At 73.2% G+C, this 24,057-nt stretch carries 23 protein-coding genes; 16 read left to right on the forward strand and 7 right to left on the reverse strand.

What is annotated here, in order from left to right; all coding sequences use genetic code 11:
• Window positions 1-71 precede the first annotated feature (71 nt).
• Window positions 72-2,282, reverse strand: a complete 2,211-nt coding sequence (gene tkt / locus DQ239_RS17220; protein ID WP_113835638.1) for a transketolase — start codon at window positions 2,280-2,282, stop codon at window positions 72-74.
• Window positions 2,283-2,548: 266 nt separating this feature from the next.
• On the opposite strand from tkt, the gene DQ239_RS17225 reads away from it, so the two are divergent.
• Both DQ239_RS17225 and DQ239_RS17230 read left to right on the forward strand, forming a co-directional pair.
• Window positions 2,549-3,496: a heme o synthase gene (locus DQ239_RS17225; RefSeq protein ID WP_233489429.1), complete on the forward strand. Its 948-nt coding sequence runs from the start codon at window positions 2,549-2,551 to the stop codon at window positions 3,494-3,496.
• Window positions 3,493-3,777: a hypothetical protein gene (locus tag DQ239_RS17230; RefSeq protein ID WP_113835640.1), complete on the forward strand. Its 285-nt coding sequence runs from the start codon at window positions 3,493-3,495 to the stop codon at window positions 3,775-3,777. Before DQ239_RS17225 ends, DQ239_RS17230 begins: the two co-directional genes overlap by 4 nt.
• A gap of 76 nt (window positions 3,778-3,853) precedes the next feature.
• Here DQ239_RS17230 and DQ239_RS17235 read toward each other — a convergent pair whose 3' ends face one another.
• Window positions 3,854-4,801 (reverse strand): COX15/CtaA family protein, encoded by a 948-nt coding sequence (locus tag DQ239_RS17235; protein WP_113835641.1) that lies wholly within the window; start codon window positions 4,799-4,801, stop codon window positions 3,854-3,856.
• A 163-nt stretch (window positions 4,802-4,964) separates the two neighbouring features.
• Here DQ239_RS17235 and DQ239_RS17240 point away from each other — a divergent pair, with 163 nt between their 5' ends.
• The 9 genes from DQ239_RS17240 (at window position 4,965) to DQ239_RS17285 (ending at window position 13,226) form a co-directional block, all read left to right on the forward strand.
• The gene (locus DQ239_RS17240; protein WP_233489431.1) at window positions 4,965-5,768 is read left to right on the forward strand and encodes a metalloregulator ArsR/SmtB family transcription factor; all 804 of its coding nucleotides are present in this window, start codon (window positions 4,965-4,967) and stop codon (window positions 5,766-5,768) included.
• The gene (gene sufB / locus DQ239_RS17245) at window positions 5,765-7,201 is read left to right on the forward strand and encodes a Fe-S cluster assembly protein SufB (protein ID WP_113835643.1); all 1,437 of its coding nucleotides are present in this window, start codon (window positions 5,765-5,767) and stop codon (window positions 7,199-7,201) included. Before DQ239_RS17240 ends, sufB begins: the two co-directional genes overlap by 4 nt.
• Window positions 7,201-8,508 (forward strand): Fe-S cluster assembly protein SufD, encoded by a 1,308-nt coding sequence (sufD, locus tag DQ239_RS17250; protein ID WP_199583118.1) that lies wholly within the window; start codon window positions 7,201-7,203, stop codon window positions 8,506-8,508. Before sufB ends, sufD begins: the two co-directional genes overlap by 1 nt.
• Window positions 8,509-8,510: 2 nt before the next feature.
• Window positions 8,511-8,864 (forward strand): non-heme iron oxygenase ferredoxin subunit, encoded by a 354-nt coding sequence (locus tag DQ239_RS17255; protein WP_113835644.1) that lies wholly within the window; start codon window positions 8,511-8,513, stop codon window positions 8,862-8,864.
• A 14-nt stretch (window positions 8,865-8,878) separates the two neighbouring features.
• The gene (sufC, locus tag DQ239_RS17260; protein WP_113835645.1) at window positions 8,879-9,652 is read left to right on the forward strand and encodes a Fe-S cluster assembly ATPase SufC; all 774 of its coding nucleotides are present in this window, start codon (window positions 8,879-8,881) and stop codon (window positions 9,650-9,652) included.
• Complete coding sequence (locus DQ239_RS17265; RefSeq protein WP_113835646.1) at window positions 9,649-10,956, forward strand: cysteine desulfurase; 1,308 nt, start codon at window positions 9,649-9,651, stop codon at window positions 10,954-10,956. Before sufC ends, DQ239_RS17265 begins: the two co-directional genes overlap by 4 nt.
• Window positions 10,957-10,966: 10 nt before the next feature.
• Window positions 10,967-11,434, forward strand: coding sequence for a Fe-S cluster assembly sulfur transfer protein SufU (gene sufU, locus DQ239_RS17270; protein WP_113835647.1), 468 nt, complete (start codon window positions 10,967-10,969; stop codon window positions 11,432-11,434).
• Window positions 11,431-11,838 (forward strand): metal-sulfur cluster assembly factor, encoded by a 408-nt coding sequence (locus DQ239_RS17275; RefSeq protein WP_113835648.1) that lies wholly within the window; start codon window positions 11,431-11,433, stop codon window positions 11,836-11,838. Before sufU ends, DQ239_RS17275 begins: the two co-directional genes overlap by 4 nt.
• A gap of 587 nt (window positions 11,839-12,425) precedes the next feature.
• Complete coding sequence (locus DQ239_RS17285) at window positions 12,426-13,226, forward strand: nitroreductase/quinone reductase family protein (protein ID WP_113835649.1); 801 nt, start codon at window positions 12,426-12,428, stop codon at window positions 13,224-13,226.
• Window positions 13,227-13,235: 9 nt separating this feature from the next.
• On the opposite strand, the gene DQ239_RS17290 is transcribed toward DQ239_RS17285, so the two are convergent.
• Window positions 13,236-15,041 (reverse strand): hypothetical protein, encoded by a 1,806-nt coding sequence (locus DQ239_RS17290; protein ID WP_113835650.1) that lies wholly within the window; start codon window positions 15,039-15,041, stop codon window positions 13,236-13,238.
• Window positions 15,042-15,181: 140 nt separating this feature from the next.
• Between DQ239_RS17290 and DQ239_RS17295 the strand changes: the two genes are divergently transcribed.
• The 5 genes from DQ239_RS17295 (at window position 15,182) to DQ239_RS17315 (ending at window position 20,533) form a co-directional block, all read left to right on the forward strand.
• Complete coding sequence (locus DQ239_RS17295) at window positions 15,182-16,783, forward strand: ABC-F family ATP-binding cassette domain-containing protein (protein WP_113835651.1); 1,602 nt, start codon at window positions 15,182-15,184, stop codon at window positions 16,781-16,783.
• A 258-nt stretch (window positions 16,784-17,041) separates the two neighbouring features.
• Window positions 17,042-17,269: a helix-turn-helix domain-containing protein gene (locus tag DQ239_RS17300; RefSeq protein ID WP_113835652.1), complete on the forward strand. Its 228-nt coding sequence runs from the start codon at window positions 17,042-17,044 to the stop codon at window positions 17,267-17,269.
• Window positions 17,266-18,042: an enoyl-CoA hydratase/isomerase family protein gene (locus tag DQ239_RS17305; RefSeq protein ID WP_113835653.1), complete on the forward strand. Its 777-nt coding sequence runs from the start codon at window positions 17,266-17,268 to the stop codon at window positions 18,040-18,042. The genes DQ239_RS17300 and DQ239_RS17305 overlap by 4 nt, the downstream gene beginning before the upstream one ends.
• Window positions 18,043-18,152: 110 nt before the next feature.
• A complete protein-coding gene (locus DQ239_RS17310; protein ID WP_113835654.1) occupies window positions 18,153-20,051 on the forward strand; it encodes an ABC transporter ATP-binding protein in 1,899 nt (632 codons plus the stop codon).
• Between the two features lie 17 nt (window positions 20,052-20,068).
• Window positions 20,069-20,533 (forward strand): SgcJ/EcaC family oxidoreductase, encoded by a 465-nt coding sequence (locus DQ239_RS17315; RefSeq protein ID WP_113835655.1) that lies wholly within the window; start codon window positions 20,069-20,071, stop codon window positions 20,531-20,533.
• Between the two features lie 78 nt (window positions 20,534-20,611).
• Here DQ239_RS17315 and DQ239_RS17320 read toward each other — a convergent pair whose 3' ends face one another.
• The 4 genes from DQ239_RS17320 to DQ239_RS17335 form a co-directional block, all read right to left on the reverse strand.
• Complete coding sequence (locus DQ239_RS17320) at window positions 20,612-21,334, reverse strand: DUF881 domain-containing protein (protein ID WP_113835656.1); 723 nt, start codon at window positions 21,332-21,334, stop codon at window positions 20,612-20,614.
• A gap of 17 nt (window positions 21,335-21,351) precedes the next feature.
• Window positions 21,352-22,077: a sirohydrochlorin chelatase gene (locus DQ239_RS17325; protein WP_113835657.1), complete on the reverse strand. Its 726-nt coding sequence runs from the start codon at window positions 22,075-22,077 to the stop codon at window positions 21,352-21,354.
• Complete coding sequence (locus tag DQ239_RS17330) at window positions 22,074-22,835, reverse strand: SDR family oxidoreductase (RefSeq protein WP_113835658.1); 762 nt, start codon at window positions 22,833-22,835, stop codon at window positions 22,074-22,076. The genes DQ239_RS17325 and DQ239_RS17330 overlap by 4 nt, the downstream gene beginning before the upstream one ends.
• Window positions 22,835-24,057: aconitase family protein (locus tag DQ239_RS17335; RefSeq protein WP_233489433.1), on the reverse strand; the 1,223-nt coding region annotated here is incomplete at its 5' end. The genes DQ239_RS17335 and DQ239_RS17330, both read right to left, overlap by 1 nt.

Here is a 24,057-nt window from a genome sequence, read left to right on the forward strand (position 1 = left end):
TCTGGAAGGCCCTGGCGCAGGGACCCGGGCCGAGCTCGCGAGGTTCGGGGGGCGGCAGGGTCCTTTTGCTTTCAGCGGTCGCCGGTGGGGTGGGGGAGCCCTCCGGTCGCTGCAACCGGGCCGGCGGGCACGGCGTTCCCCGAGGCGGCGGCCGCGATGCTCTCCCGGGCCGCGGACACGACCGCCTCGTGGGTGAGCCCGAACTTCTCGTAGAGCACCGAGTAGGCCGCGCTCGCGCCGTAGTGCGTCAGGCCGACGATCCGGCCGGCGTCACCGACGAACTCGCGCCAGCCCATGGGCACGCCGGCCTCGACGCTGACCCGGGCGCGGACCGAGGGCGGGAGCACCTCGTCCTTGTAGGCCTGGTCCTGGTCGGCGAACCACTCCACGCACGGCACCGACACGACCCGGGTCGGGACGCCGTCGGCCTCCAGCTGCTCGCGGGCGGCGACGGCGATCTGCACCTCCGAGCCGGTGCCCAGCAGGATCACCTCGGGGGCGCCGCCGGAGGCCTCGGCGAGCACGTAGGCACCGCGGGCCGTGCCCTCGGCGGAGGCGAACTCACCGCGGTCGAACACCGGGAGGTTCTGCCGCGACAGCAGCAGGCCCGCGGGGCGGTCGTTGTGCTCCAGCACGGTCCGCCAGGCGACGGCGACCTCGTTGGCGTCCGCCGGGCGGACGACGTCGAGGCCGGGGATCGCCCGCAGCGCGGCGAAGTGCTCGATCGGCTGGTGGGTCGGACCGTCCTCGCCCAGGCCGATCGAGTCGTGGGTCCACACGTAGGTGACCGGCAGCTGCATGAGGGCGGCCAGCCGCACCGCTCCGCGCATGTAGTCGGAGAAGGTGAGGAAGGTGCCGCCGTAGACGCGGGTGCCGCCGTGCAGCGCGATGCCGTTCATGACCGCGCCCATGGCGTGCTCACGGACACCGAAGTGCAGCGTGCGGCCGTAGGGCCCGCCGGTCCACATCTTCGTCTGCCGGTTCGCGGGCAGGAACGACGGTTCGCCCTTCACCGCGGTGTTGTTGCTCTCCGCGAGGTCCGCGGAGCCGCCCCAGAGCTCGGGGATCACCGGGTACAGGGCCGCGAGCACCTCGCCCGAGGCCTTGCGGGTGGCGACGCCCTTCGGGTCGGCGTCCCAGGAGGGCAGCAACTCCCGCCAGCCCTCGGGCAGGGTGCGGGTGCTCATCCGCTCCAGCAGCGCGGCGCCGTCGGGGTTGCCCTGCTTCCAGGCGTCGAAGCGCTCCTGCCAGTCGCCGTGCGCCTGGCGCCCCCGGTCGACGACCTGGCGCGCGTGCGCGATGACCTCCGAGGCGACGTCGAAGTCCTTGCCCGGGTCGAAGCCGAGGATCTCCTTGGTGGCGCGCACCTCGTCGTCGCCGAGCGCGGAGCCGTGCGCCGCGCCGGTGTTCTGCTTGTTCGGCGCCGGCCAGGCGATGATCGTCCGGAGCTGGATGAACGACGGGCGGCTGGTCTCGGCCTTCGCCGCGGCGAACGCGGCGTCCACGGCGGCCAGGTCCTCGCCGTCGTCGACGCGCTGCACGTGCCAGCCATAGGCCTCGTAGCGCTTGGCGACGTCCTCGGTGAAGGCGACGGTCGTGTCGTCCTCGATGGAGATCCGGTTGTCGTCGTAGACGAGCACGAGGTTGCCCAGCTGCTGCGTGCCGGCCAGGGACGACGCCTCGGCGCTCACGCCCTCCTCGAGGTCACCGTCGGAGCAGAACGCCCAGATGGTGTGGTCGAACAGGCTCTCGCCCTCGGGGGCGTCGGGGTCGAGCAGCCCGCGTTCGCGGCGGGCGGCCATCGCCATGCCGACGGCGTTGCCGACGCCCTGGCCGAGCGGGCCGGTCGTCGTCTCGACGCCGGGGGTGTGGTTGACCTCGGGGTGCCCGGGGGTCTGCGAGCCCCACGTGCGGAGCGCCTGGAGGTCCTCCAGCTCCATGCCGTAGCCGGAGAGGTAGAGCTGCACGTACAGCGTCAGGCTCGAGTGCCCCATCGAGAGCACGAACCGGTCGCGGGCGACCCAGTTCGGGTCGCTAGGGTCGTGGCGGAGCCACTTCTGGAACAGCAGGTAGGCGGTCGGCGCCATGCTCATCGCCGTCCCGGGGTGGCCGTTGCCGACCTTCTGGACGGCGTCCATCGCCAGGACGCGCGCGGTGTCGATCGCGCGGCGGTCCAGCTCGCCGAAGCCCTCGGGGAGGGTCGGGTTCGGCTGGCTCGGGGAGCCGGTCGGGGTGTCCGTCGCGGCCTCGGCCGGCGCTTCCGACCCGGTGCTCTGCGTCATGTGCTGGGTGCTCCCTCGAAGATCTGGCCCTGCGTCGCGCGGGCGGCGCCCGACCCGGATCGACCGGGCGCACCGTCGTCGCCGTCGACGTCGGCCCTACCCGCTGCGCACGCAGCCACAACGCGATCAACCCTAGTCATCCGGGCCCACACCGCGAGGGGACCGGGGCGCGGCCCCGTCTACAGTGGCCGGAGTTCACATCCTCGTTCTCGAAGGGACACCTTGGTGCCCTGCTGCCCGCGCGCCGCCGCGCTCGAGGGCACCCGGTGACCGCGCTGTCCGAGCGCTTCACCAGCGCCCGCCAGGAGGGCCGGACCGGTGGCCGCGCCGCCGCCGTCCGGGCCCGGGTGCTCGCCTACGTCGGGCTCACCAAGCCGCGCATCATCGAGCTGCTGCTCGTCACCACGGTGCCGGCGATGATGCTGGCCGCCCGCGGCTGGCCCTCGTTCTCGCTGCTGGCCGCCACCCTGGTCGGTGGCACGCTCGCCGCCGGCGCCGCGAACGTCTTCAACTGCTACTTCGACCGCGACATCGACCGGCTGATGCAGCGCACCCAGAAGCGGCCGCTGGTCACCGGCGAGGTCAGCCCGCGGGCCGCGCTGGTCTTCGGCTGCGTCCTGACGGTCGGCTCGATCGCGCTGCTCGCCGTCACCACCACGCTGCTGGCCGCGGCGCTCGCGGCGGCGGCAATCTTTTATTACGCGGTGCTCTACACGATGGTGTTCAAGCGGCACACCCGCCGCAGCACCGAGTGGGGCGGGGTGCCGGGCGCGGCGCCGGTGCTCATCGGCTGGGCCGCCGTCACCGGTTCGCTGGACTGGCCCGCCGTCGTCGTCTTCGCCGTCGTCTTCTGCTGGCAGATGCCGCACTTCTGGGCGCTGGCCCTGCGGTTCCGGGAGGACTACGCGCGCGCCGACGTCCCGATGCTGCCGGTGGTCACCACGGCGCTGTCGGTGGGCCGGCAGGCCGTCGCGTGGGCCTGGGCGACCGTCGCGGTCTCGCTGCTGCTCTGGCCCGTGGCGACCGGCTACGGCATCGGCCTCGGCTACACGGTGCCCGCGGTGCTGCTGGGCGGCTGGTTCGTCGTGGAGGCCCACCGCCTGCTCGGCCGCATCAGGCGCGGCGGCGACATGAAGCCCATGCAGCTGTTCCACGTCTCGATCTCGTACCTGGCGCTGCTGATGGTCGCGATCGTCGTCGACGCCATCGTGTGAGGCGGGACCTCGCCAACGCCCGGATGGGGCAGTTCGTCGGGCCCGACTGGCAGACCTACTCCCTCGTCGTGCCCCGCCTCGAGGCGGGCGAGGTCGAGTCGCTGATCGAGGCCGGCTGGCCCGTGCTCACCTATCTCGTCGGCGGGCGGCTGGTCTGGCACGACGAGGAGGACTCCTGGCCCGCGTGGGCTGACGCGCGCACCGCGAAGGAGACGGTGACCGCGGGCCGCTGGGAGTCACCCGACGGATCGCTCGCCGTCGTCCTCGTCTTCCACGGGTGACGCCGGGTTCCGTGAGCGGTGTCCCTGAACCGGACATTCGACGCCTGGAAATGTCCGTCTGAGGGACATCGCTGCGTCAGCGGGAGGCGGCGGCCTCGGGCGTCGACGGGGCGGTCAGCGGGAGGTCCGACGCCGGGCCGCGGACCGACCAGACCAGCCGCGCCGTGTACGCCGTGACGAGCACCGCGCCCAGCATGTGCAGCAGCACCAGGGCGATGGGCAGGTCGGTGAAGTACTGCACGTAGCCGACGACGCCCTGCGCCAGCTGCACGACCAGCAGGTCGCGCGCCGCCCGGCGGACGCGGTCGGGGGAGTCGGTGGCGTACAGCGCGACCAGCAGGGCCACGGTCAGCCCGATGAGCAGGAAGACGACGTCGGCGTGCAGCTGGCTGATCAGCTCGGTGTCCACGCCGATCCGGTCACCGGTGGGGACGTCGGCCTCGTCGACGTCGCCGCTGTGCGGGCCGCTGCCGGTGACGATCGTGCCGAGCACGAGCACCGCCGCCGTCGCCGCGGCGATGCCCCAGGTGAGCAGCACGAAGGGCCGGCGCAGCAGGGGTGCCCCGACGCCGGGCTCGCGCGACCGCAGCCACAGGGTGGTGGCCAGCGCGACCAGCACCGCGGAGACGAGGAAGTGCGCGGCGACGGTCCACGGGTTGAGCCCGGTCAGCACGGTGACGCCGCCGAGCAGTGCCTGGGCCGGGATGCCGATGAACGTCAGGGCGGCCAGCCGGCGCAGGTCGCGCCGCGACGAGCGCCAGACGGCGACGACGGTGGCGATGGCGACGGCGGCGAGCACGAAGGTCAGCAGCCGGTTGCCGAACTCGATGACGCCGTGCCCGGCCAGCTCCGGCGTCGTGGTGAAGCTCTCCGAGGTGCAGCGCGGCCAGGTCGGGCAGCCCAGCCCGGAGCCGGTCAGCCGCACGGCTCCGCCGGTGACGACGATCAGCCCGTTGGCGACGGCGTTGGCCAGCGAGAGGCGCGAGATGGTCGCGGGGGAGAAGGAGCGGGGCAGGACCGGCACGCCTCCGATGCTAGAAGGCACCGGTCCGACGTGAGTCTGCTCACGTCTGCGGCGGCCCTCCTGCAGGGGCCCGCCGCACGCGTGCGAGTGGTGGGGGGCAGGAGGGCCCTTCAGTTAGGTTCACCTTGCTTGCAGGGCCCCCGATTTAGGACACACTCGTGTTGTGGAAAACGCCGTGGCACCCCCGCGCTCGTCGGCTCCGGCCGACGACGGGCGTACCCGCGACCGCGTCAGCGCCCTGCTCCTCGAGCACGGGCCGCAGACCGCCGCCGAGCTCGCCACGCGGCTGGGCATCTCGCCGGCCGCCGTCCGCCGGCACCTGGACTCCCTCGTCGCCGCCGGCCGCATCGAGGAGCGCGTCGCCCGCGAGCCGCAGCGCGGCCGGGGCCGCCCGGCCCGGCGGTTCCACCTCACCGACGCCGGCCGCTCCGCCTTCCCGCACGCCTACGACGACCTCGCGCTGACCGCGCTCCGGTACGTCGCCGCCGCCGGTGGTCCGGACGCGGTCCGGGCGGTGGCCGAGCAGCAGCTCGCCGGGCTCGAGGCGCGCGCGTCCAGCGCCGTCGAGAGCGCCGTGCGGTTGGCCGGGGGAGCGCCGGTGGACCGGGCCCAGGCCCTGGCCGCCGCGCTCACGGCCGAGGGCTACGCTGCCACGGCCTCGGCGATCTCCGGCGGGGGGCAGCTCTGCCAGCACCACTGCCCGGTGGCGCACGTGGCCGCGGAGTTCCCCCAGCTGTGCGAGGCCGAGACCGCGGTGATCGGCCGGCTCGTGGGCAGCCACGTGCAACGGCTGGCCACGATCGCCCACGGTGACGGGATCTGCACCACACACCTCCCAGGGCCGCTGCGTCCGGGGAACAGAACGGCCCCCGCACGCCCTGTACGACGTGAGCCCGCAGCGCCCGATCGCGCGCGCACGAGGACCAGCACCACCCCCACGAACGACCGGGAGAGGACGCCCGCATGACCAGCACCCAGCAGCCGGCCGCGCCGCTGACGCAGGACGAGCAGATCGAGCAGCTCGGCCGCTACGAGTACGGCTGGGCCGACGCCGACGTCGCGGGTGCCTCCGCCCGCCGCGGGCTCTCCGAGGACGTCGTCCGCGACATCTCGGCCCGCAAGAGCGAGCCCGAGTGGATGCTCGAGCGCCGGCTCAAGGCGCTCAAGCTCTTCGACCGGAAGCCCATGCCCGACTGGGGCTCGGACCTCTCCGGCATCGACTTCCAGAACATCAAGTACTTCGTGCGCTCCACCGAGAAGCAGGCGACGTCCTGGGAGGAGCTGCCCGAGGACATCAAGAACACCTACGACAAGCTGGGCATCCCGGAGGCCGAGAAGCAGCGGCTGGTCGCCGGTGTCGCCGCCCAGTACGAGTCCGAGGTCGTCTACCACCAGATCCGCGAGGACCTGGAGGAGCAGGGGGTGATCTTCCTCGACACGGACACCGCCCTCAAGGAGCACCCGGAGATCTTCCAGGAGTACTTCGGCTCGGTGATCCCCTCGGGCGACAACAAGTTCGCCGCGCTGAACACCGCCGTGTGGTCGGGTGGCTCGTTCATCTACGTGCCGCCGGGCGTGCACGTCGAGATCCCGCTGCAGGCCTACTTCCGGATCAACACCGAGAACATGGGCCAGTTCGAGCGGACGCTGATCATCGTCGACGAGGGCGCCTACGTGCACTACGTCGAGGGCTGCACCGCGCCGATCTACAAGAGCGACTCGCTGCACTCCGCGGTCGTCGAGATCATCGTCAAGAAGAACGCGCGCTGCCGGTACACGACCATCCAGAACTGGTCGAACAACGTCTACAACCTGGTCACCAAGCGGGCCGTGGCCCACGAGGGCGCGACCATGGAGTGGGTCGACGGCAACCTCGGCTCCAAGGTGACGATGAAGTACCCGGCCGTCTGGATGACCGGCGAGCACGCCAAGGGCGAGGTCCTCTCCATCGCCTTCGCGGGCGAGGGCCAGCACCAGGACGCCGGCGCCAAGATGGTGCACGCCGCGCCGCACACCTCCTCGACGATCGTCTCGAAGTCGGTGGCCCGTGGCGGTGGCCGCACCTCCTACCGCGGTCTCGTGCAGGTCGACGAGGGCGCCTACGGCTCCAAGTCCACCGTCAAGTGCGACGCCCTGCTGGTCGACACGATCAGCCGGTCGGACACCTACCCCTACGTCGACGTCCGCGAGGACGACGTCTCCATGGGTCACGAGGCGACCGTCTCCCGGGTCAGCGACGACCAGCTCTTCTACCTCATGAGCCGCGGCCTCTCCGAGGACGAGGCCATGGCGATGGTGGTGCGCGGGTTCGTCGAGCCGATCGCCCGCGAGCTGCCCATGGAGTACGCCCTCGAGCTCAACCGGCTCATCGAGCTGCAGATGGAAGGTGCCGTCGGCTGATGACCGACCCGAACACCGATCTCACCACCCAGTCGAGCACCCTCGCCTCGGAGCTCTTCGCTCCGGGCGTGGGCGCGCAGGCCGGTCCGCCGACCACCCCGGCGCCCGACACCGGTTCCGCCGGTGACGTGACCCCGGGCGCGCACTCGCACGGCGGCCCCACCCCGACCGGCTCGCCGGCGGAGCGGTTCACCTCCACCGACCCGGACGCCTTCGGCGTGCCCACCGGCCGGGAGGAGACGTGGCGCTTCACGCCGATGCGGCGCATCCGTCCGTTGCTGGACGGCGCCGACTCGGACGCCACGCTCAGCTGGACCACCGACCTCCCCGAGGGCGTCGAGCTCACCCGCGTGGACGCCGGTGACCCGCTGGTCAAGGGCCTGCCCGAGCCGGTCGACCGGCTGGCCGCCCTCACCCGTCAGCGGGCCCGGGGAGCCGACGTCGTCCGCATCGCAGGCGAGGCGCAGCTGGACCGACCGGTCACCCTCGGCCTGGCCGGCACCGGTGGCGAGGACGTCGTCTGGGGCCAGCTGGTCGTCGAGGTCGGCGCGTTCGCCAAGGCGACCGTCGTGCTCGACCACACCGGCCTGGCCACGTACTCCGGTGGCGTGACCGTGATCGTCGGCGACGGCGCGCAGGTCACCCTCGTCTCGGTGCAGGACTGGGCGCCCGGCGCGGTGCACGGCGGCCAGTACGACGCCGTCGTCGGCCGGGACGCCTCGTTCACCCAGGTCGTGGCCACCCTCGGCGGCGACCTGGTGCGGCTGGTCAGCAACGTGCAGTACGCCGGTCCCGGCGGCCGCGCGGAGCTCTTCGGCGTGTACTTCTCCGACGAGACGCAGCACCAGGAGCACCGGCTCTGGGTCGACCACGCCGTCCCGAACTGCGTCAGCAACGTGCTTTACAAGGGTGCGCTGCAGGGTGAGGGTGCGCGCACGGTCTGGATCGGCGACGTCCGCATCCGGCCGGCCGCCACCGGCACCGAGACCTACGAGCTCAACCGGAACCTGGTGCTCACCGACGGGGCCCGCGCCGACTCGGTGCCGAACCTGGAGATCGAGACCGGCGAGATCGTCGGCGCCGGCCACGCCAGCGCCACCGGCCGGTTCGACGACGAGCAGCTGTTCTACCTCTGCTCGCGCGGCATCGACGCCGAGACCGCCCGCCGGCTGGTCGTCCGCGGCTTCTTCGCCGACGTCGTCCAGCGGATCGGCGTCGACGCGCTGCAGGACCGCCTGATGAGCACCATCGAGGCCCGCCTCGGCGCCCTGCCCGGTCTGGACGAGCAGCCGGTCGAGGTCTCCTGACCATGGCCTTCGAACGGGTCTGCGCACTGTCCGAGGTCCCCGAGAACGGCGCCCTGCGCGTCGAGCTCGCGGACGTCGACGTCGCCGTCGTCCGCTTCGAGGGCGAGCTGTACGCCCTCGAGGACCGGTGCTCGCACGCCGACGTTCCGCTGAGCGAGGGGGACGTCGAGCTGTTCGGCGGCGCCCCGACCATCGAGTGCTTCCTGCACGGCTCGTGCTTCGACCTGCGCACGGGCGAGCCCACCAACCTGCCGGCGACCGAACCGGTCGACGTCTACCCGGTCCGCGTGGAAGGGGATGCCGTGCTCGTCGACACCGAGAGCGACGGCCGTCTCCCGCTCGCGGCCGGTGAATGAGAGAGCGAGAAGAAGTGTCCGTTCTGGAGATCCGCGACCTGCACGTCACCGTGGGCGAGGGTGACGACGCCAAGGAGATCCTCCGCGGCGTCGACCTGACCGTCCGCTCGGGCGAGACCCACGCGATCATGGGCCCCAACGGGTCGGGCAAGTCGACCCTGGCCTACTCGATCGCCGGCCACCCGAAGTACACCGTCACCGGCGGCACCGTGACCCTCGACGGCGAGGACGTCCTCGCCATGAGCGTCGACGAGCGCGCCCGCGCTGGCCTGTTCCTGGCCATGCAGTACCCCGTCGAGGTGCCGGGGGTGAGCGTGTCCAACTTCCTCCGGACCGCCGCCACGGCCATCAAGGGCGAGGCGCCCAAGCTGCGCACCTGGGTGAAGGACGTCAAGAGCGAGATGGAGCTGCTCGAGATGGACTCCGCCTTCGCCGAGCGCAACGTCAACGAGGGCTTCTCCGGCGGTGAGAAGAAGCGTCACGAGATCCTGCAGATGCGGCTGCTCAAGCCGGCCATCGCGATCCTCGACGAGACCGACTCGGGTCTGGACGTCGACGCGCTGCGGATCGTCTCCGAGGGCGTGAACCGCACCCGCGAGGAGGGCGAGATCGGCGTCCTGCTGATCACGCACTACACGCGGATCCTGCGCTACATCAAGCCCGACTTCGTGCACGTCTTCGTGGCCGGCAAGGTCGTCGAGGAGGGCGGCGCGGAGCTCGCCGAGAAGCTTGAGAACGAGGGCTACGCCGCCTACGTGAAGGGCTCGAAGGAGACCGCGACAGCATGACCCAGACCGTCTCGCGTCCTGTCGGGGCGCACGAGCCGCTGCCCCTGGACGTCGAGGCGATCCGGGCGGACTTCCCGATCCTGACCCGCACCGTCCGGGACGGGAAGCGGCTGGTCTACCTGGATTCCGGCGCCACCTCGCAGAAGCCCCGTTCGGTGCTGGACGCCGAGCGCTGGTTCTACGAGAACGTCAACGCCGCTCCGCACCGGGGCGCCCACGCGCTCGCCGAGGAGGCGACGGGTGCCTACGAGGCCGCCCGCGCCACCATCGGCGGGTTCATCGGCGCCCCGGACCGGGAGATCGTCTTCACCCGCAACACGACCGAGGCGATCAACCTGGTGGCCTACGCCCTCTCCAACGCCGCCACGGCGAAGGAGGAGGAGTTCCGCACCTACGCCGTCGGCCAGGGTGACGAGATCGTGGTCACCGAGATGGAGCACCACGCCAACCTGGTGCCCTGGCAGCAGCTGTGCGAGCGGACCGGGGCGACCCTGCGCTGGCTCGGCCTGACCGACGACGGCCGGCTGGACCTCTCCGACCTGGCCACCGTGGTCAACGAGCGCACCAAGCTGGTCGCGGTGACCCAGCAGTCGAACATCCTCGGCACGATCAACCCGCTCGGCGAGATCGTCGCCCGGGCCCGCGAGGTCGGTGCCCTGGTGCTGGTCGACGGCGCGCAGTCGGTGCCGCACCAGCCGGTCGACGTGACCGAGCTGGGCGCGGACTTCCTGGTGTTCTCCGGGCACAAGATGCTGGGGCCCACCGGCGTCGGCGTGCTGTGGGGCCGCTACGAGGTGCTCGACAAGCTGCCGCCGTTCCTCACCGGTGGCTCGATGATCGAGGTCGTGCGGATGGAGGGCTCCACCTTCGCCGCCCCGCCGCAGCGCTTCGAGGCCGGCGTCCCGATGACCGCGCAGGTGATCGGCCTGGCCGCCGCCGTCGAGTACCTGCAGGGCCTCGGCATGGACACGGTGCAGGCCCACGAGGAGGCCATCACCGGCTACGCGCTGCAGAAGCTCGCCGAGATCCCCGGCGTCACCGTGGTCGGCCCGCCGGACACCGTCGCGCGCGGGGGAGCGGTCTCCTTCACCGTCGAGGGCATCCACCCGCACGACGTCGGGCAGGTCCTCGACGACCACGGCATCGCCGTGCGCGTGGGGCACCACTGCGCCTGGCCGGTCGTGCGCCGCTACGGCGTCCCCGCCACGACCCGGGCCACGTTCTACGTGCACACGGGCTACGACGACATCGACGCCCTGGCGGACGGAATTCGCGCGGCCCAGAAGTTCTTCGGAACTGCGTGAGGTCGATCTGATGCAGCTCGAGTCGATGTACCAGGAGATCATCCTGGACCACTACAAGAACCCGCACGGGCGTGGCCTGCGCGAGCCCTTCGAGGCCGAGGTGCACCACGTCAACCCGACGTGCGGTGACGAGGTGACGCTCCGGCTGCACCTCGAGGGGGACACCGTCGCCGACGTGTCCTACGAGGGCATGGGCTGCTCGATCAGCCAGGCCTCGATCTCGGCGATGTACGACCTCGTGCTCGGCAAGAGCGTCACCGAGGCCCTGGCCACCGGCGAGGACTTCATGACGCTCATGCAGGCCAAGGGCGACCCGACCGTGGCCGAGAAGCTCGAGGACACCCTGGAGGACGCCGTCGCGTTCGCCGGCGTCTCGAAGTACCCGGCCCGCATCAAGTGCGCGCTGATGAGCTGGATGGCGTTGAAGGACGCCTCCGCCCGGGCACTGGCCACCACGAACCCTGGAGGAACGCCATGAGCGCCGACAGCAGCACCGAGAACGCCACGCCCGCCACCGACGGTGCGCCGGGCGACCTCCCGGCCTACAAGACGGCCCTGCTCGAGGACGTCGAGGAGGCCATGCGCGACGTCGTCGACCCCGAGCTCGGCGTGAACGTCGTCGACCTCGGCCTGGTCTACGGCCTCGACGTCGCCGACGAGGGCGAGTCGCAGGTCGCGGTCATCGACATGACGCTGACCTCGGCGGCCTGCCCGCTGACCGACGTCATCGAGGACCAGGCCCGCCAGGCCCTGACCGGCGGCCCCGGCCCCGGGCTCGTGGACGACATCCGGATCAACTGGGTCTGGATGCCGCCGTGGGGTCCCGACAAGATCACCGACGACGGGCGCGAGCAGCTGCGCGCCCTCGGCTTCCGCGTCTAGAAGGACCCCGCTGCCCCCCACGCCTCGCACGCTCGGCGCGGGCCCCTGCAGCGGGGCCGTTCCAGCCTCTGGGGTGTTCTTCGCGCTTCACCGGTCCGGCAGGACCCGAAAGGCGCGAGGAACACCCCAGAAGTGCGTCCGGGGAGCGAAGCCCTTGCCCTGGCGGGGGCGTGCGTCCCACGCTGCCGCTGTCGGTCGAACCGGACGCCCACCCCGAGCGAGGCAGACCATGACCTCCGTCGCCCCCGCCGTCCCGCAGCTCCTCCTGCCCGGCCAGGCCGCCGCGCCCGAGGGCCCGGTCGACCTCGCGCCGATGTACCTCATGCACCGCGCGTTCCGGCGGGACCTGGATGCCTTCGCCAGCACGGTGCCCACCCTGTCGCCGTCCGCCGCGCCGCGCTGGGCCCGCCTGGCCCGCCGGTTCGCCTTCTTCGGCTCGGTGCTGCACAAGCACCACCGGGGTGAGGACGCCGCGCTGTGGCCGCTCCTGGCCGAGCGCGGGGCCGACCCCGCCGTGCTGGGCGCCCTGGCGGAGGAGCACGCGGCCATCGACCCCCCTCCTGGCGAGCGCGACCGGCGACCTGGGCATGCTCGCCGCCGGGACCGGGAACGCGGCGACGCGCGATCGGCTGACCGCCACCACCGGACGGCTCCGCGACCTGGTCGGCGCGCACCTGGCCCACGAGGAGCGCGACGGCATGCCGCTCGTGCAGCAGCACCTCACCCCGGCGGACTGGGCGCGGCTGGACCGGGAGGTCCTCGCCAAGGACTACCGGCCGAGGGAGGTCCCCGCGGTGCTGGGCTGGGTGATGTCCGGGCTCTCGCCGGACCAGGCCCGGCGGATCCCCGGGGCCAACCCGCCGTTCCTCGCCTTCGGCCGGCTGATGGCCCGGCTGTTCGACCGGCGGGACGCGCGGACCTTCGGACGAGCGACCACTTCGCGCCGCGACCGTGCCCTGACCGTGGTCACCCGGGTCGTCGCCGGCTGGCACGTGCGGCTCAACCGCTGGTCGAGCGGGCGGCTGGGCAACCGTTTCCGCGGCGGGCAGGTCCTGCTGCTCACCCACCGGGGCCGCGTCTCGGGCCGTTCCTTCACGACCCCGCTGGCCTATGCGCGGGACGGCGAGGACCTGGTCGTCGCCGCGTCCAACGGCGGCATCGACCTCGAGCCGCAGTGGTGGCGCAACCTCCAGGCCGAGCCGCGGTGCTCGGTGGAGGTCCGCGGTCGGCGGATCGACGTGCTCGCTACCGAGGTGGGGGAGCAGGACCGATCCCGGCTCTGGGACGCGCTCAACGCAAACATCGACACCTACGACGGTTACCAGGCGTCGGTCAGCCGGCGGATCGCGGTGGTCCGGCTGTCGCCGGTCGACCACCGGGAGGGGTGACCGGCCGGGTCAGCGGAGGTCGGCCAGGCGGGTGGCGAAGCCCGCGACCGGACGGCGTTCGCGGCGCGCCCCGACGGCCAGCAGCAGGCCGCCGACGACCAGGGCGGTCGCCACCGGCCACGGCAGCGCCCGCACGCTCAGGCCGAGGGCCAGCGCCAGCGCCGTCCCGGCGCCGATCTGCAGGGGCGCGCGCACCGCCCGGCGCGCGCCGGCCACCAGCACCGCAGCCGCGGCGACGAGAACGGCGACCGTCCGCGGTGCGTCGGTGCCGACCACGGCCAGCACCGTGGACGGGACGGCGGCGACGAGCAGCCCCGGGCCCCAGCTGGCCCACGAGCTGCCGTGCAGCAGGCCGGGGCCGGCGGCCAGCAGGAGGCCGGCCGCCGCGGGCAGCGAGAACCACTCGACGGCGCCGACGTCGGCGGACCCGGCGGCCACCCACGCGGCCGCCACCAGCTGGGCGGCACCCACCCGCCAGGCGCCGCGCGACATCCCGGCGTCGTCGGCCGTGTGCCGGGTCGTCCACGTGCGCCACGCCCAGAGGAGGGTGCAGGTGCCCTGCACGGCGAGCACGGCGGCCAGCACCCACGGACGCTCCCGCGCCACCACCAGCAGGATGGCCGCGGCACCGCAGACGGCGGCGGCGACGGCCGTGGCCCGGCGGGACGCGGTGTCCAGCTCCGCCCCGGCCGCCATCGCGGCGGCGTAGAGGGCGGTCAGCGCCACCGCGGCGGACGTCGGGCTGAGCACCCCGTCGGGCACGGCCAGCAGTGCCGCGCCCGCCAGGCTCCCCACCGCGACCGGCAGCGCGAGCGGCCGGTCGTCGGGGCGGCGCACGGCCACCCACACGGTCGGGACGGCGGTGAGCACGAGCAGCACGGAGAGCGCCGACCACTGCTGTCCGGCGACCAGCCGGCCCACGCTCAGCGCCGTCATCACCGTGCCCGCGGCCAGCGCGAGGGGGAGGAACAACCCGCGGCGCCAGCCGGTCAGCACGGCCGCCGCCACGCTGGCCAGCAGGACCCCGGCGTACCCGGTGGAGGTGACCGCCGCCGTCCCCAGCGCGGAGCAGGCCCCCGTGACGGCGGCGCCCCCGACCGACCCGGCGAGCACCGGGGCGGCCCTCGGCGGACCGGTCAGCGGGTCGAGGACCCGGCGCAGGCGGACCACGACGAGGCCCAGGCCGGCCCCGACCACCAGCACCGCTGAGAGGGCGCGCTCGGCACCCGGGCCGGTCCACGCGGTGGTGGAGCCGCTGACGACGCCGGCCACCCACCACGGCACCGTGGTCAGCAGGGCGAGGCGCGCGACCACCGGCCGCCCGAACAGTGCGATGTCCAGCCCCACGAGCGCGACGCCGAGGTAGGCCGAGGTGCGCAGCGCGTCCGGCACCTCGTCGAGGAACTGGAGGACGGCGAGCTGCGCCGCTACCCAGGAGGCCATGGGCCACGTCGCGGTGCTCGGCGCGGCCCGGTGCAGGACCAGGAAAACCACGGCGAGCAGGGCGGTCGCGCCACCGCCGTCGTCGAAGGCGCTCCCTCCTCCACCGGCGGCGCTCACGGCGAGACCCGTGGCGCTGGCCGCCAGCACCTCCTCCGAGCTGTGCAGCCGCGCTCGGGCCGCCCGGACGGCGAACCCGGCGGCGACGGCGGCCAGCGGGAGCAGCAGGGCGCGGGCGAGGGAGCCCCCGTAGGCGGACGCGACCGCGGCGCCGGCGCTCACGAGGAGGACGGCGCCCACGCCCAGCAGCACCTGGGGTGGGCGGGCGCGGTAGGGCAGGGGTGGGAGCGGTGCCGGCGCGAGCTGCGAGCCCATGACCGCCTCCTTCCCGTCCCCCCGAGGCGTTCCCACCGTAGGGCGGGGTGCCCCGGTCGGCTCGGCCGCGGGCGGGGATGCCGCCGATGTCACCCCGAGACGTGGGTGGTATCGCACCGCGAGCGCCTACCCTGGGTTCAGTGATCACGACGACCGGCCTGGAGTTGCGCGCCGGCGCCCGCATCCTCATCAGCGGCGCAGACCTCCGTGTGCAGCCCGGCGACCGGATCGGCCTGGTCGGCCGCAACGGTGCAGGCAAGACGACCACCCTCACCACGCTGGCCGGTGAGCGCATCCCGCACGCCGGCAAGGTTGACGTCTCCGGCGAGATCGGCTACCTGCCGCAGGACCCGCGCAGCGGCGACCTCGACATCACCGCCAGCGACCGCGTGCTCTCCGGCCGCGGGCTCGACGTGCTGCGCGCGCAGCTGGTGAAGGCGCAGATCGCGATGGCCGAGCCGGCCGACGACGCCGAGCGGGACAAGGCCGTCCGCCGCTACGGCCGCCTCGAGGACCAGTTCGCCGCCATGGGCGGGTACGCCGCCGAGAGCGACGCCGCCCGCATCTGCACCAACCTCGGCCTGCCCGACCGTGTGCTGGCCCAGCCGCTGCGCACCCTCTCCGGTGGTCAGCGCCGCCGCGTCGAGCTCGCCCGCATCCTGTTCTCCGACGCCGAGACGCTGCTGCTTGACGAGCCGACCAACCACCTCGACGGCGACTCGATCACCTGGCTCAAGGGCTTCCTGTCCAGCCACACCGGCGGGCTCATCGTCATCAGCCACGACGTCGAGCTGCTCGAGGCCGTGGTCAACAAGGTGTGGCACCTCGACGCCAACCGGGCGACGGTGGACATCTACAACCTCGGCTGGAAGCGGTATCTGCAGCAGCGGGAGACCGACGAGCGGCGCCGCAAGCAGGAGCGGGCGAACACCGAGCGGAAGATCGACACGCTCAACGCCCAGGCCGACAAGATGCGCGCGAAGGCCACCAAGGCCAAGGCCGCGAAGAGCATGGACAAGCGCGCCGAGCGGCTGGCCGCCGGGCTGGCCGAGGTGCGGGTGCACGACAAGGTCGCCAAGCTGCGCTTCCCGACCCCGGCCGCCTGCGGCAAGACGCCGCTGACCGCCGAGGGCCTGTCGAAGAGTTACGGCTCGCTGGAGATCTTCACCGACGTCGACCTCGCCGTGGACCGCGGTGCGCGGGTCGTCGTCCTCGGCCTGAACGGCGCCGGGAAGACGACGCTGCTGCGGATGCTGGCCGGCACGGAGACGCCCGACACCGGCGAGGTCAAGGCCGGGCACGGGCTGCGGGTGGGCTACTACGCCCAGGAGCACGAGACCCTGGACATGGACCGGTCACTGCTCGAGAACATGGCCTCGGCCGCCCCGGACAGCACGGCCACGGAGCTGCGCAAGATCCTCGGCGCCTTCCTCTTCTCCGGTGAGACGGTCGACCAGCGGACCGGCACCCTCTCCGGTGGCGAGCGCACCCGGCTGGCCATGGCGACCCTCGTCGTCTCGGGTGCCAACGTGCTGCTGCTCGACGAGCCGACCAACAACCTCGACCCGGCCAGCCGCGAGCAGGTGCTCGAGGCGCTGCGCACCTACACCGGAGCGATCGTGCTGGTCACCCACGACGAGGGTGCGGTCCGGGCGCTGGACCCGGACAAGGTGATCCTGCTGCCCGACGGCACCGAGGACGCCTGGAGCGAGGACCTGGCCGACCTCGTCGAGCTGGCCTAGTTCCTGCGGCCGCCCGTCGAGCCATGCGAACTCGTGGCCATCGGGCGCTGATCGCCACGACGTCGCATGGCTCGTTCCTCCTCGAAGCATGAGCCGGTTCTCCGCCTTCTCGCGTCGCGGGGGCGCGGCTTCTGCGTGATCATGGGTGCGCAGGGGGCCGGGGTCCGCGGGGCCGTGGCACCACAGGAACGACAGCCACCACCGCGCACGTGCGCGTCGTCCGATGCGCTCTGCCGGCGGCTGACACGGAGGGAAGCCATGGCGGACACGAGCACTGCCGACCTGGGCAAGGGCAAGCGCATCACCGGCGGTGACCGGAGCACGCTCGCCGACGAACTGCGCAAGCGTTACGACGGCGGCGAGAGCATCCGCTCGCTGGCGGAGTCCACCAAGCGCTCCTACGGGTTCGTCCACCGGCTGCTGTCCGAGTCCGGTGCCACCCTGCGCAGCCGCGGTGGGGCCAACCGGAACAATAAGAAGGCGTGACCTCAGACCCCACGCCCGACGGGTTCGTCCGCACCGCGCGGGACGGCGCCGTCCTCACCGTCACCCTCGACCGGCCCGAGCAGCTCAACGCGCAGACGCCGGCGACCTGGTCGGCGCTCGCCGCCATCGGGGCCTCGCTCGACGACGACGTCCGCGTGGTCGTGCTGCGCGGTGAGGGGCGGTCGTTCTCCGCGGGGCTCGACCGCAGCATGTTCGACGCGGCGCCGGGCAGCACGGGCGGCCTCGGGGACCTGGCGCGGCGGCCCACGGCGGAGGCCGAGGACCAGATCCGCGAGTACCAGCGCGGGTTCCGCTGGCTGCGCTCGCCCGGCATCGTCTCGATCGCCGCCGTCCAGGGGCACGCCATCGGCGCCGGCTGCCAGCTCGCCCTGGCCTGCGACCTGCGGGTGCTCGCCGACGACGCCCAGCTCCGGCTGCCGGAGCCGACCCTCGGCCTGGTGCCCGACCTGACCGGCACGAGCAACCTGGTCGAGCTGGTCGGCTACTCGCGGGCGATGGAGATCTGCCTGACCGGGCGCCCGGTCGGCGCGGCCGAGGCGCACGCGATGGGGCTGGCGAACGTCGTCGTCCCGCGCGGGCAGCTCGAGGACGCCGTGGCGCAGCTGACCCGGGCGATCACCGCCGTGCCGGCTGCCGCGAGCCGGGCGACCGCCGCCCTGGTGCGCTCGGCCGTGCGCAACGACCCCGAGACCCAGGACGCCGCCGAGCGGTCGGCCCAGGTGCTGCGGCTGCGGGAGCTCGCCGGACGCTGAAGCGTCGGTGGTCGCTGCGATGCTCTGCCGGTGAGGCACTGCGGAACAGCGTCCGACCGCCCGGCGTTGCGGCGAGGGCAGGTGCCTCCCTCGGCCCGGCAGAAGGAGGCATGCCCATGAACCCGAACATGACCTCCATGGCGGCGATGCGGTCCTTCCGCCGCGACCCGTCGGTCGTCGGGCGGAGGCTGCCGCCCGGCACAGTGCGCCGGATCCTCGGCGTCGCCCGCCCGTACCGGCGCGACCTCGGGTTCTTCCTGCTCCTGGTGGTCGGCTCCTCGCTGATCGGCGTGGTCACCCCGCTGCTGGCCGGTGACATCGTCAACCGGATCGCCTCCCTCGACGGGACGTCGGGCGACATCGTCCGGATCGCGCTGTTCATCGCCGGTCTCGCCGTCGTCGACGCCGCCATCTCGCTCGCCACCCGCTGGTACTCCGCGCGCATCGGCGAGGGCGTCATCTACGACCTGCGCAGCAGGGTCTTCGCCCACGTCCAGCGCATGCCGGTCGCCTTCTTCACCCGCACGCAGACCGGGGCGTTGGTCAGCCGGCTGAACAACGACGTCGTCGGCGCGCAGCAGGCCTTCACGTCCACCCTGTCCGGCGTCGTCTCCAACGTGATCGGCCTGGTCCTCACCGCCGGCGTCATGCTCACGCTGTCCTGGCAGATCACCCTGCTCTCGCTGGTGCTGGTGCCGCTGTTCGTGCTGCCCGCCCGGCGCATCGGTGGCCGCCTGCAGGAGATCACCCGGGAGTCCTACGAGCTCAACGCGTCGATGAACGCCACGATGACCGAGCGGTTCAACGTGGCCGGCGCGCTGCTGGTGAAGCTGTTCGGCCGCCCCGACGCGGAGGAGCGCTCCTTCAGCGCTCGCGCGGCCCGGGTCCGCGACATCGGCGTCCTGTCGGCCATGTACGGGCGCTTCTTCTTCACCGCGCTCACCCTGGTCGCTGCTCTCGCGACGGCGCTGGTCTACGGGCTGGGCGGGTACCTGGCGTTCACCGGGTCGCTCAGCCCCGGCGACGTCGTCGCCCTGGCGCTGCTGCTGTCGCGGCTCTACGGCCCGCTGACCGCCCTGGCCAACGTCCGGGTGGACGTCATGAGCGCCATGGTGAGCTTCGACCGGGTCTTCGAGGTGCTCGACCTGCCGCCGATGATCCGCGAGGCAGAGGACGCCGTCCCGGTGCCGGCCGGTGACCGGTCGATCGAGTTCGACGCCGTCTCGTTCAGCTATCCCTCGGCCCAGGACGTGTCGCTGCCGTCACTGGAAGAGGTGTCCCTGCCCGAGCACGGCGGGCCGGTCGACGTCCTGCACGACGTCTCCTTCCGCGTCGAGCCGGGCCAGCTGGTCGCCCTGGTCGGGCAGTCCGGGGCCGGGAAGACGACCATCGCGAGCCTGGTGTCGCGGCTGTACGACGTCACCGGTGGCGCGGTGCGGGTCGGCGGGATCGACGTGCGGCAAGCGACGCTCGCCTCGCTGCGCGACACCATCGGGGTGGTCAGCCAGGACGCGCACCTGTTCCACGACACGATGCGCAACAACCTGCTCTACGCCCGGCCCGAGGCCACCGAGGAGGAGCTCTGGGCCGCGCTGGACGGCGCGCACATCGCGGACCTGGTCCGCACCCTGCCCGACGGGCTGGACACCGTCGTCGGCGACCGCGGGTACCGGCTCTCGGGTGGGGAGAAGCAGCGGCTGGCGATCGCCCGGGTGCTGCTCAAGGCGCCGGGCATCGTGATCCTGGACGAGGCCACCGCGCACCTGGACAGCGAGTCCGAGGCCGCCGTCCAGCGCGCCCTGGACGCGGCCCTGAGCGGCCGGACGTCGCTGGTCATCGCCCACCGGCTCTCCACCGTGCGCAGCGCCGACCAGATCCTCGTGGTCGACGACGGTCGCATCGTGGAGTCGGGCACGCACGCGGAGTTGCTGGCACTCGGTGGGCGCTACGCCGACCTGTACCGGACCCAGTTCGCCGACGGCGGGGCCCGGCCGGTCCGCGTCGCCTGACCACTACCGTCACTCCCGTGACATCCGCGCATCCGCACGACGCCCAGATCCGCTCCCTCTACGCCGCCTACCTCGACGGCTGGAACCGGCGCAGCGGAGCAGCGGTGGCGGCGTGCTTCGCCGACGACGGCGACATCGTCGGCTACGACGGCACCCACCACCACGGCCGGCTGGCCATCGCCGCCCACCTGCGCCAGATCTTCGGCAGCCACCAGACCGCCGCCTACGTCGCCGTCATCCGCTCCGTGCGCGCCGCTGCTCCCGGGGTGGCCGTGCTGCTCGCCCACGCCGGCATGATCCCGCCGGGCGGCAGCGACGTGGAGGCGCAGTTCCACACCGTGCACACCATGGTCGCGGTGGACGACGGCGGCGGGCGCTGGCGCATCCAGCTCCTGCAGGCCACCCCGGCCGCGTGGCACCAGCACCCCGAGGCGCGGGACGCCCTGACCGAGGAGCTGCGCGGCCTGCTCGCCCCCCAGTAGCCCCGACGGTCTGCTTTTCCGCGGAAAAGCGGGCGGCTTTTCCGCGGAAAAGCAGACCGCCTTTCCGCGGACGGGCGGTCAGCCGCCGCGGACGACGCTCTCGACCCGCAACTCGTCGGACTGGGTGACCGTGGACGAGGCGCCGGTGCGGGCGACGTCGTCGACGACGCCGCCGGAGACGTTGAGCGCCACCTCCAGGTCGGTGGGGGGCCCGATCGCCACGATCTCGTACGGGGCCTCCAGCGCGGTCCCGTCCACGGTGAGCTCGCCCGGGCTGCCGCCGACGTAGCTGGACGCCACGACCCGCACGCCGTCGACCTCGATGGCCTCGGCGCCGGCACCGCGAAGCTCCTGGATCGCATCGAGCAGCACGGCCGTCGTCACCGCGCCCTCCCGGTCCTCGATGACCACGCGCAGCCCCGGGCCGCGGGCGGGCAGGGTGCCGTTGAGGACGCCGATGGCCTCGGCCCGCCGCTGCGCCTCCGCCAGTGCCGATCCCGACTGCGTCCGACCGCCGCTGAGCTCCTCGACCGCCTGCTCGCGCTCGTTGAGCTGGGAGCGCAGGGCCTCCTCGCGGGCGTCCAGCTCGTCGAGGATCCGGACCAGGTCCTCCTCGGTGGCCCCGGTCCGGTCCTCCGCCTCCTCGGTGCTGCGGATCTGGACGACGAGGGCGAAGCCCAGCACCAGCGCGAGGGCCGCGGTGACGACGCCGGAGATCACCTTGTCCCACCGCCGGCCGCCCGAGGGAGCGGTCCCGGGAGTGCTCCCGTCCGTCGGCTGGTCGTCCACGGGGTCGCTCATCGTGGCCCCACGATAGGTCACCGGCGAGCCGCGGCCGCTCCGTCCGGAGCCGGTGCCACGGCGGCGTCGTAGCGGTCGAGCAGGACGGCGGCGATGCGCGCGTCGGGCAGCAGGGGAGCGGTGACCAGGTCCGCCCCGGCGCCGATCAGCTTGTCGTGGAAGTGGCCGGGAGCGAGCAGGTAGGAGGCCAGCACCACCCGCTCCGCACCCGCGCGACGGGCCGCGGCCACGGCGTCGGGCACCGGGGGCCGGGCCGCGGACCCGTAGCCGGTGGTCACCGGCCCCGCCCACGACCGCTGCAGCAGCCCGGCGGTGTTCTCCACGTCGGCGACCGAGCGCGGGTCGCTGGACCCGGCGGCCGCCAGCACGACGGCGGTGCGCGGGTCGTGCGGGTCGGCGCCGGCCTCGGCCAGCCGGTCCAGGAGCACGGCCACCAGCCGAGGATCGGGGCCCAGCGGCCGGGCGGCGACGGCGCCCTCGGCGTCCGCGACGGCCCCGGCGATGTCCACGTGCACGTGGTAACCGCCGGACAGCAGCAGCGGGACGACGACGGCGGGACGCCCCTCGGCCGCGAGACCGGCCACCACGTCGACCACGGTGGGCGGCTGCACGTCGACGAACGCCGCGGTGGTGACCAGTCCGGGGCGCTGCTCCCGGGCGGCCAGCGCCAGCTCGGCGATCAGCCGGCGGCCGGTGGGGTTGCGGGTGCCGTGCGCGCAGGCGACCAGGACCGGTGCGCTCACAGCCCGCGCGTCATCCCGCCGTCGACGGCGATCATCGTGCCGGTCAGGTACGAGGCGGCGGGGGAGAGGGCGAAGGCGGCGATCCGGCCGAACTCCTCGGGCCGGCCCACGCGGCGCAGCGGGATGCCGGCCTCGGTGCGCGCCCGCATGGCCGCGGCGTCGCCGGACGCCGCCTCGATCTCGGCGATGCGGTCGGTGGCGATCGTCCCGGGCAGCAGCCCGACCACCCGGATGCCCCGCGGCCCGAGCTCGTCGGCCAGGGCCTTCGCGGTCATCGCCAGGCCGGGGCGCAGCCCGTTGGAGATGGCCAGGTGGCCGATCGGCTGCTTCACGGAGATCGAGAGCACGAACGCGATGGCCGCGCCCTCCTGCAGGTGCGGGACGAGCGCCCGGACCAGCCGCAGCGGACCGAGCAGCACCGATTCGACCCCGGCCCGCCACGCGTCCTCGGCGGTGGAGAGCACGGTGCCCGGCGCGGGGCCGCCCACCGAGACGAGCACCCCGTCGACCTGCCCCAGCCGCTCGCCGGCCTCGGCGACCAGCGTCTCCGCGGCGTCTGGGTCGGCCAGGTCGGCGGTCACCCCGGAGGCCGACGGCGCCCCGCCGAGCGAGGTGACCGCGGCGTCGACGGACTCCGGGGAGCGCGAGCTGATGAGCACGCGCGCCCCGTCGTCCACGAGGGCCCGGGCGGTCGCGAGTCCCAGCCCCCGGCTCGCGCCGGTGAGCAGGAACCCGCGACCACCCAGGCCCAGGTCCATCAGGCGGCCGAACCGCGCAGGGACCGGAGGACGTACTGCATGATCCCGCCGTTGCGGTAGTAGTTCGCCTCGCCGGGGGTGTCGATGCGCACCCGGGCGTCGAACTCCACGTCGCCGGCCTTCACCTTCACCGTGCGCGGCGTGGAGCCGTCGTTCAGCGCGGTGATGCCGGTGATCGTGAACTCCTCGTCACCGGTCAGGCCGAGCGACTCGCGGTTCTGGCCCTCGGGGAACTGCAGCGGCAGGACGCCCATGCCGATGAGGTTCGAGCGGTGGATGCGCTCGTAGCTCTCGGCGATGACGGCCTTGACTCCCAGCAGCGCGGTGCCCTTGGCCGCCCAGTCGCGGGACGAGCCGGAGCCGTACTCCTTGCCGGCCAGCACGACCAGCGGGATGCCTGCCTCCTGGTAGGCCTGCGACGCCTCGTAGATCGACGTCGTCTCCCCGGTCAGGTGGTTCTTGGTGACGCCACCCTCGGTGCCGGGCACCAGCTGGTTGCGCAGCCGGATGTTGGCGAAGGTGCCGCGGATCATGACCTCGTGGTTTCCGCGGCGCGAGCCGTAGGAGTTGAAGTCACGCCGGTCGACGCCGTGCTCGCGCAGGTAGACGCCAGCCGGGCTGTCGGCCTTGATCGAGCCGGCCGGCGAGATGTGGTCGGTGGTCACCGAGTCGCCGAGCACCGCGAGGGTGCGGGCGCCGGTGATGTCCTCGACCGGGGCCGGCTCGGCCGGCATGCCCTCGAAGTACGGAGGACGGCGCACGTAGGTGCTCTCCGCGTCCCACTCGAAGGTGTCGCCGGTCGGGGTGGGCAGGTTCTGCCACTGCTCGGTGCCGGCGAACACGTCCTCGTAGCTGCGGCCGAATTGCTCCGCGGAGACGGCGTGGTCGATGACCCGCTGGACCTCCTGCGGCGAGGGCCAGATGTCGCGCAGGAAGACGTCGTTGCCGTCCTGGTCCTGGCCGAGCGGCTCGTTGTTGAGGTCGACGTCCATCGAGCCGGCCAGCGCGTAGGCGATGACCAGCGGCGGGGACGCCAGGTAGTTCATCTTGACGTCCGGGTTGATCCGGCCCTCGAAGTTGCGGTTGCCCGAGAGCACCGAGACGACGGCGAGGTCGGCCTCGTTCACCGCGTTCGACACCGGCTCGGGCAGCGGGCCCGAGTTGCCGATGCAGGTGGTGCAGCCGTAGCCGACCAGGTAGAAGCCGAGCTTCTCCAGGTACG

This window comes from Blastococcus sp. TF02-09 (assembly GCF_003319105.1).
Taxonomy (GTDB): Bacteria; Actinomycetota; Actinomycetes; order Mycobacteriales; family Geodermatophilaceae; genus Blastococcus.

Bases quoted from the DNA above. Each gene is read 5' to 3' on its own strand.
- tkt (WP_113835638.1), bottom strand. From the start codon at position 2,282: ATGACGCAGAGCACCGGGTCGGAAGCGCCGGCCGAGGCCGCGACGGAC.
- sufB (WP_113835643.1), top strand. From the start codon at position 5,765: ATGACCAGCACCCAGCAGCCGGCCGCGCCGCTGACGCAGGACGAGCAG.
- sufD (WP_199583118.1), top strand. From the start codon at position 7,201: ATGACCGACCCGAACACCGATCTCACCACCCAGTCGAGCACCCTCGCC.
- DQ239_RS17255 (WP_113835644.1), top strand. From the start codon at position 8,511: ATGGCCTTCGAACGGGTCTGCGCACTGTCCGAGGTCCCCGAGAACGGC.
- DQ239_RS17265 (WP_113835646.1), top strand. From the start codon at position 9,649: ATGACCCAGACCGTCTCGCGTCCTGTCGGGGCGCACGAGCCGCTGCCC.
- sufU (WP_113835647.1), top strand. From the start codon at position 10,967: ATGCAGCTCGAGTCGATGTACCAGGAGATCATCCTGGACCACTACAAG.
- DQ239_RS17275 (WP_113835648.1), top strand. From the start codon at position 11,431: ATGAGCGCCGACAGCAGCACCGAGAACGCCACGCCCGCCACCGACGGT.
- DQ239_RS17285 (WP_113835649.1), top strand. From the start codon at position 12,426: ATGCTCGCCGCCGGGACCGGGAACGCGGCGACGCGCGATCGGCTGACC.
- DQ239_RS17290 (WP_113835650.1), bottom strand. From the start codon at position 15,041: ATGGGCTCGCAGCTCGCGCCGGCACCGCTCCCACCCCTGCCCTACCGC.
- DQ239_RS17300 (WP_113835652.1), top strand. From the start codon at position 17,042: ATGGCGGACACGAGCACTGCCGACCTGGGCAAGGGCAAGCGCATCACC.
- DQ239_RS17310 (WP_113835654.1), top strand. From the start codon at position 18,153: ATGCCCATGAACCCGAACATGACCTCCATGGCGGCGATGCGGTCCTTC.
- DQ239_RS17320 (WP_113835656.1), bottom strand. From the start codon at position 21,334: ATGAGCGACCCCGTGGACGACCAGCCGACGGACGGGAGCACTCCCGGG.
- DQ239_RS17330 (WP_113835658.1), bottom strand. From the start codon at position 22,835: ATGGACCTGGGCCTGGGTGGTCGCGGGTTCCTGCTCACCGGCGCGAGC.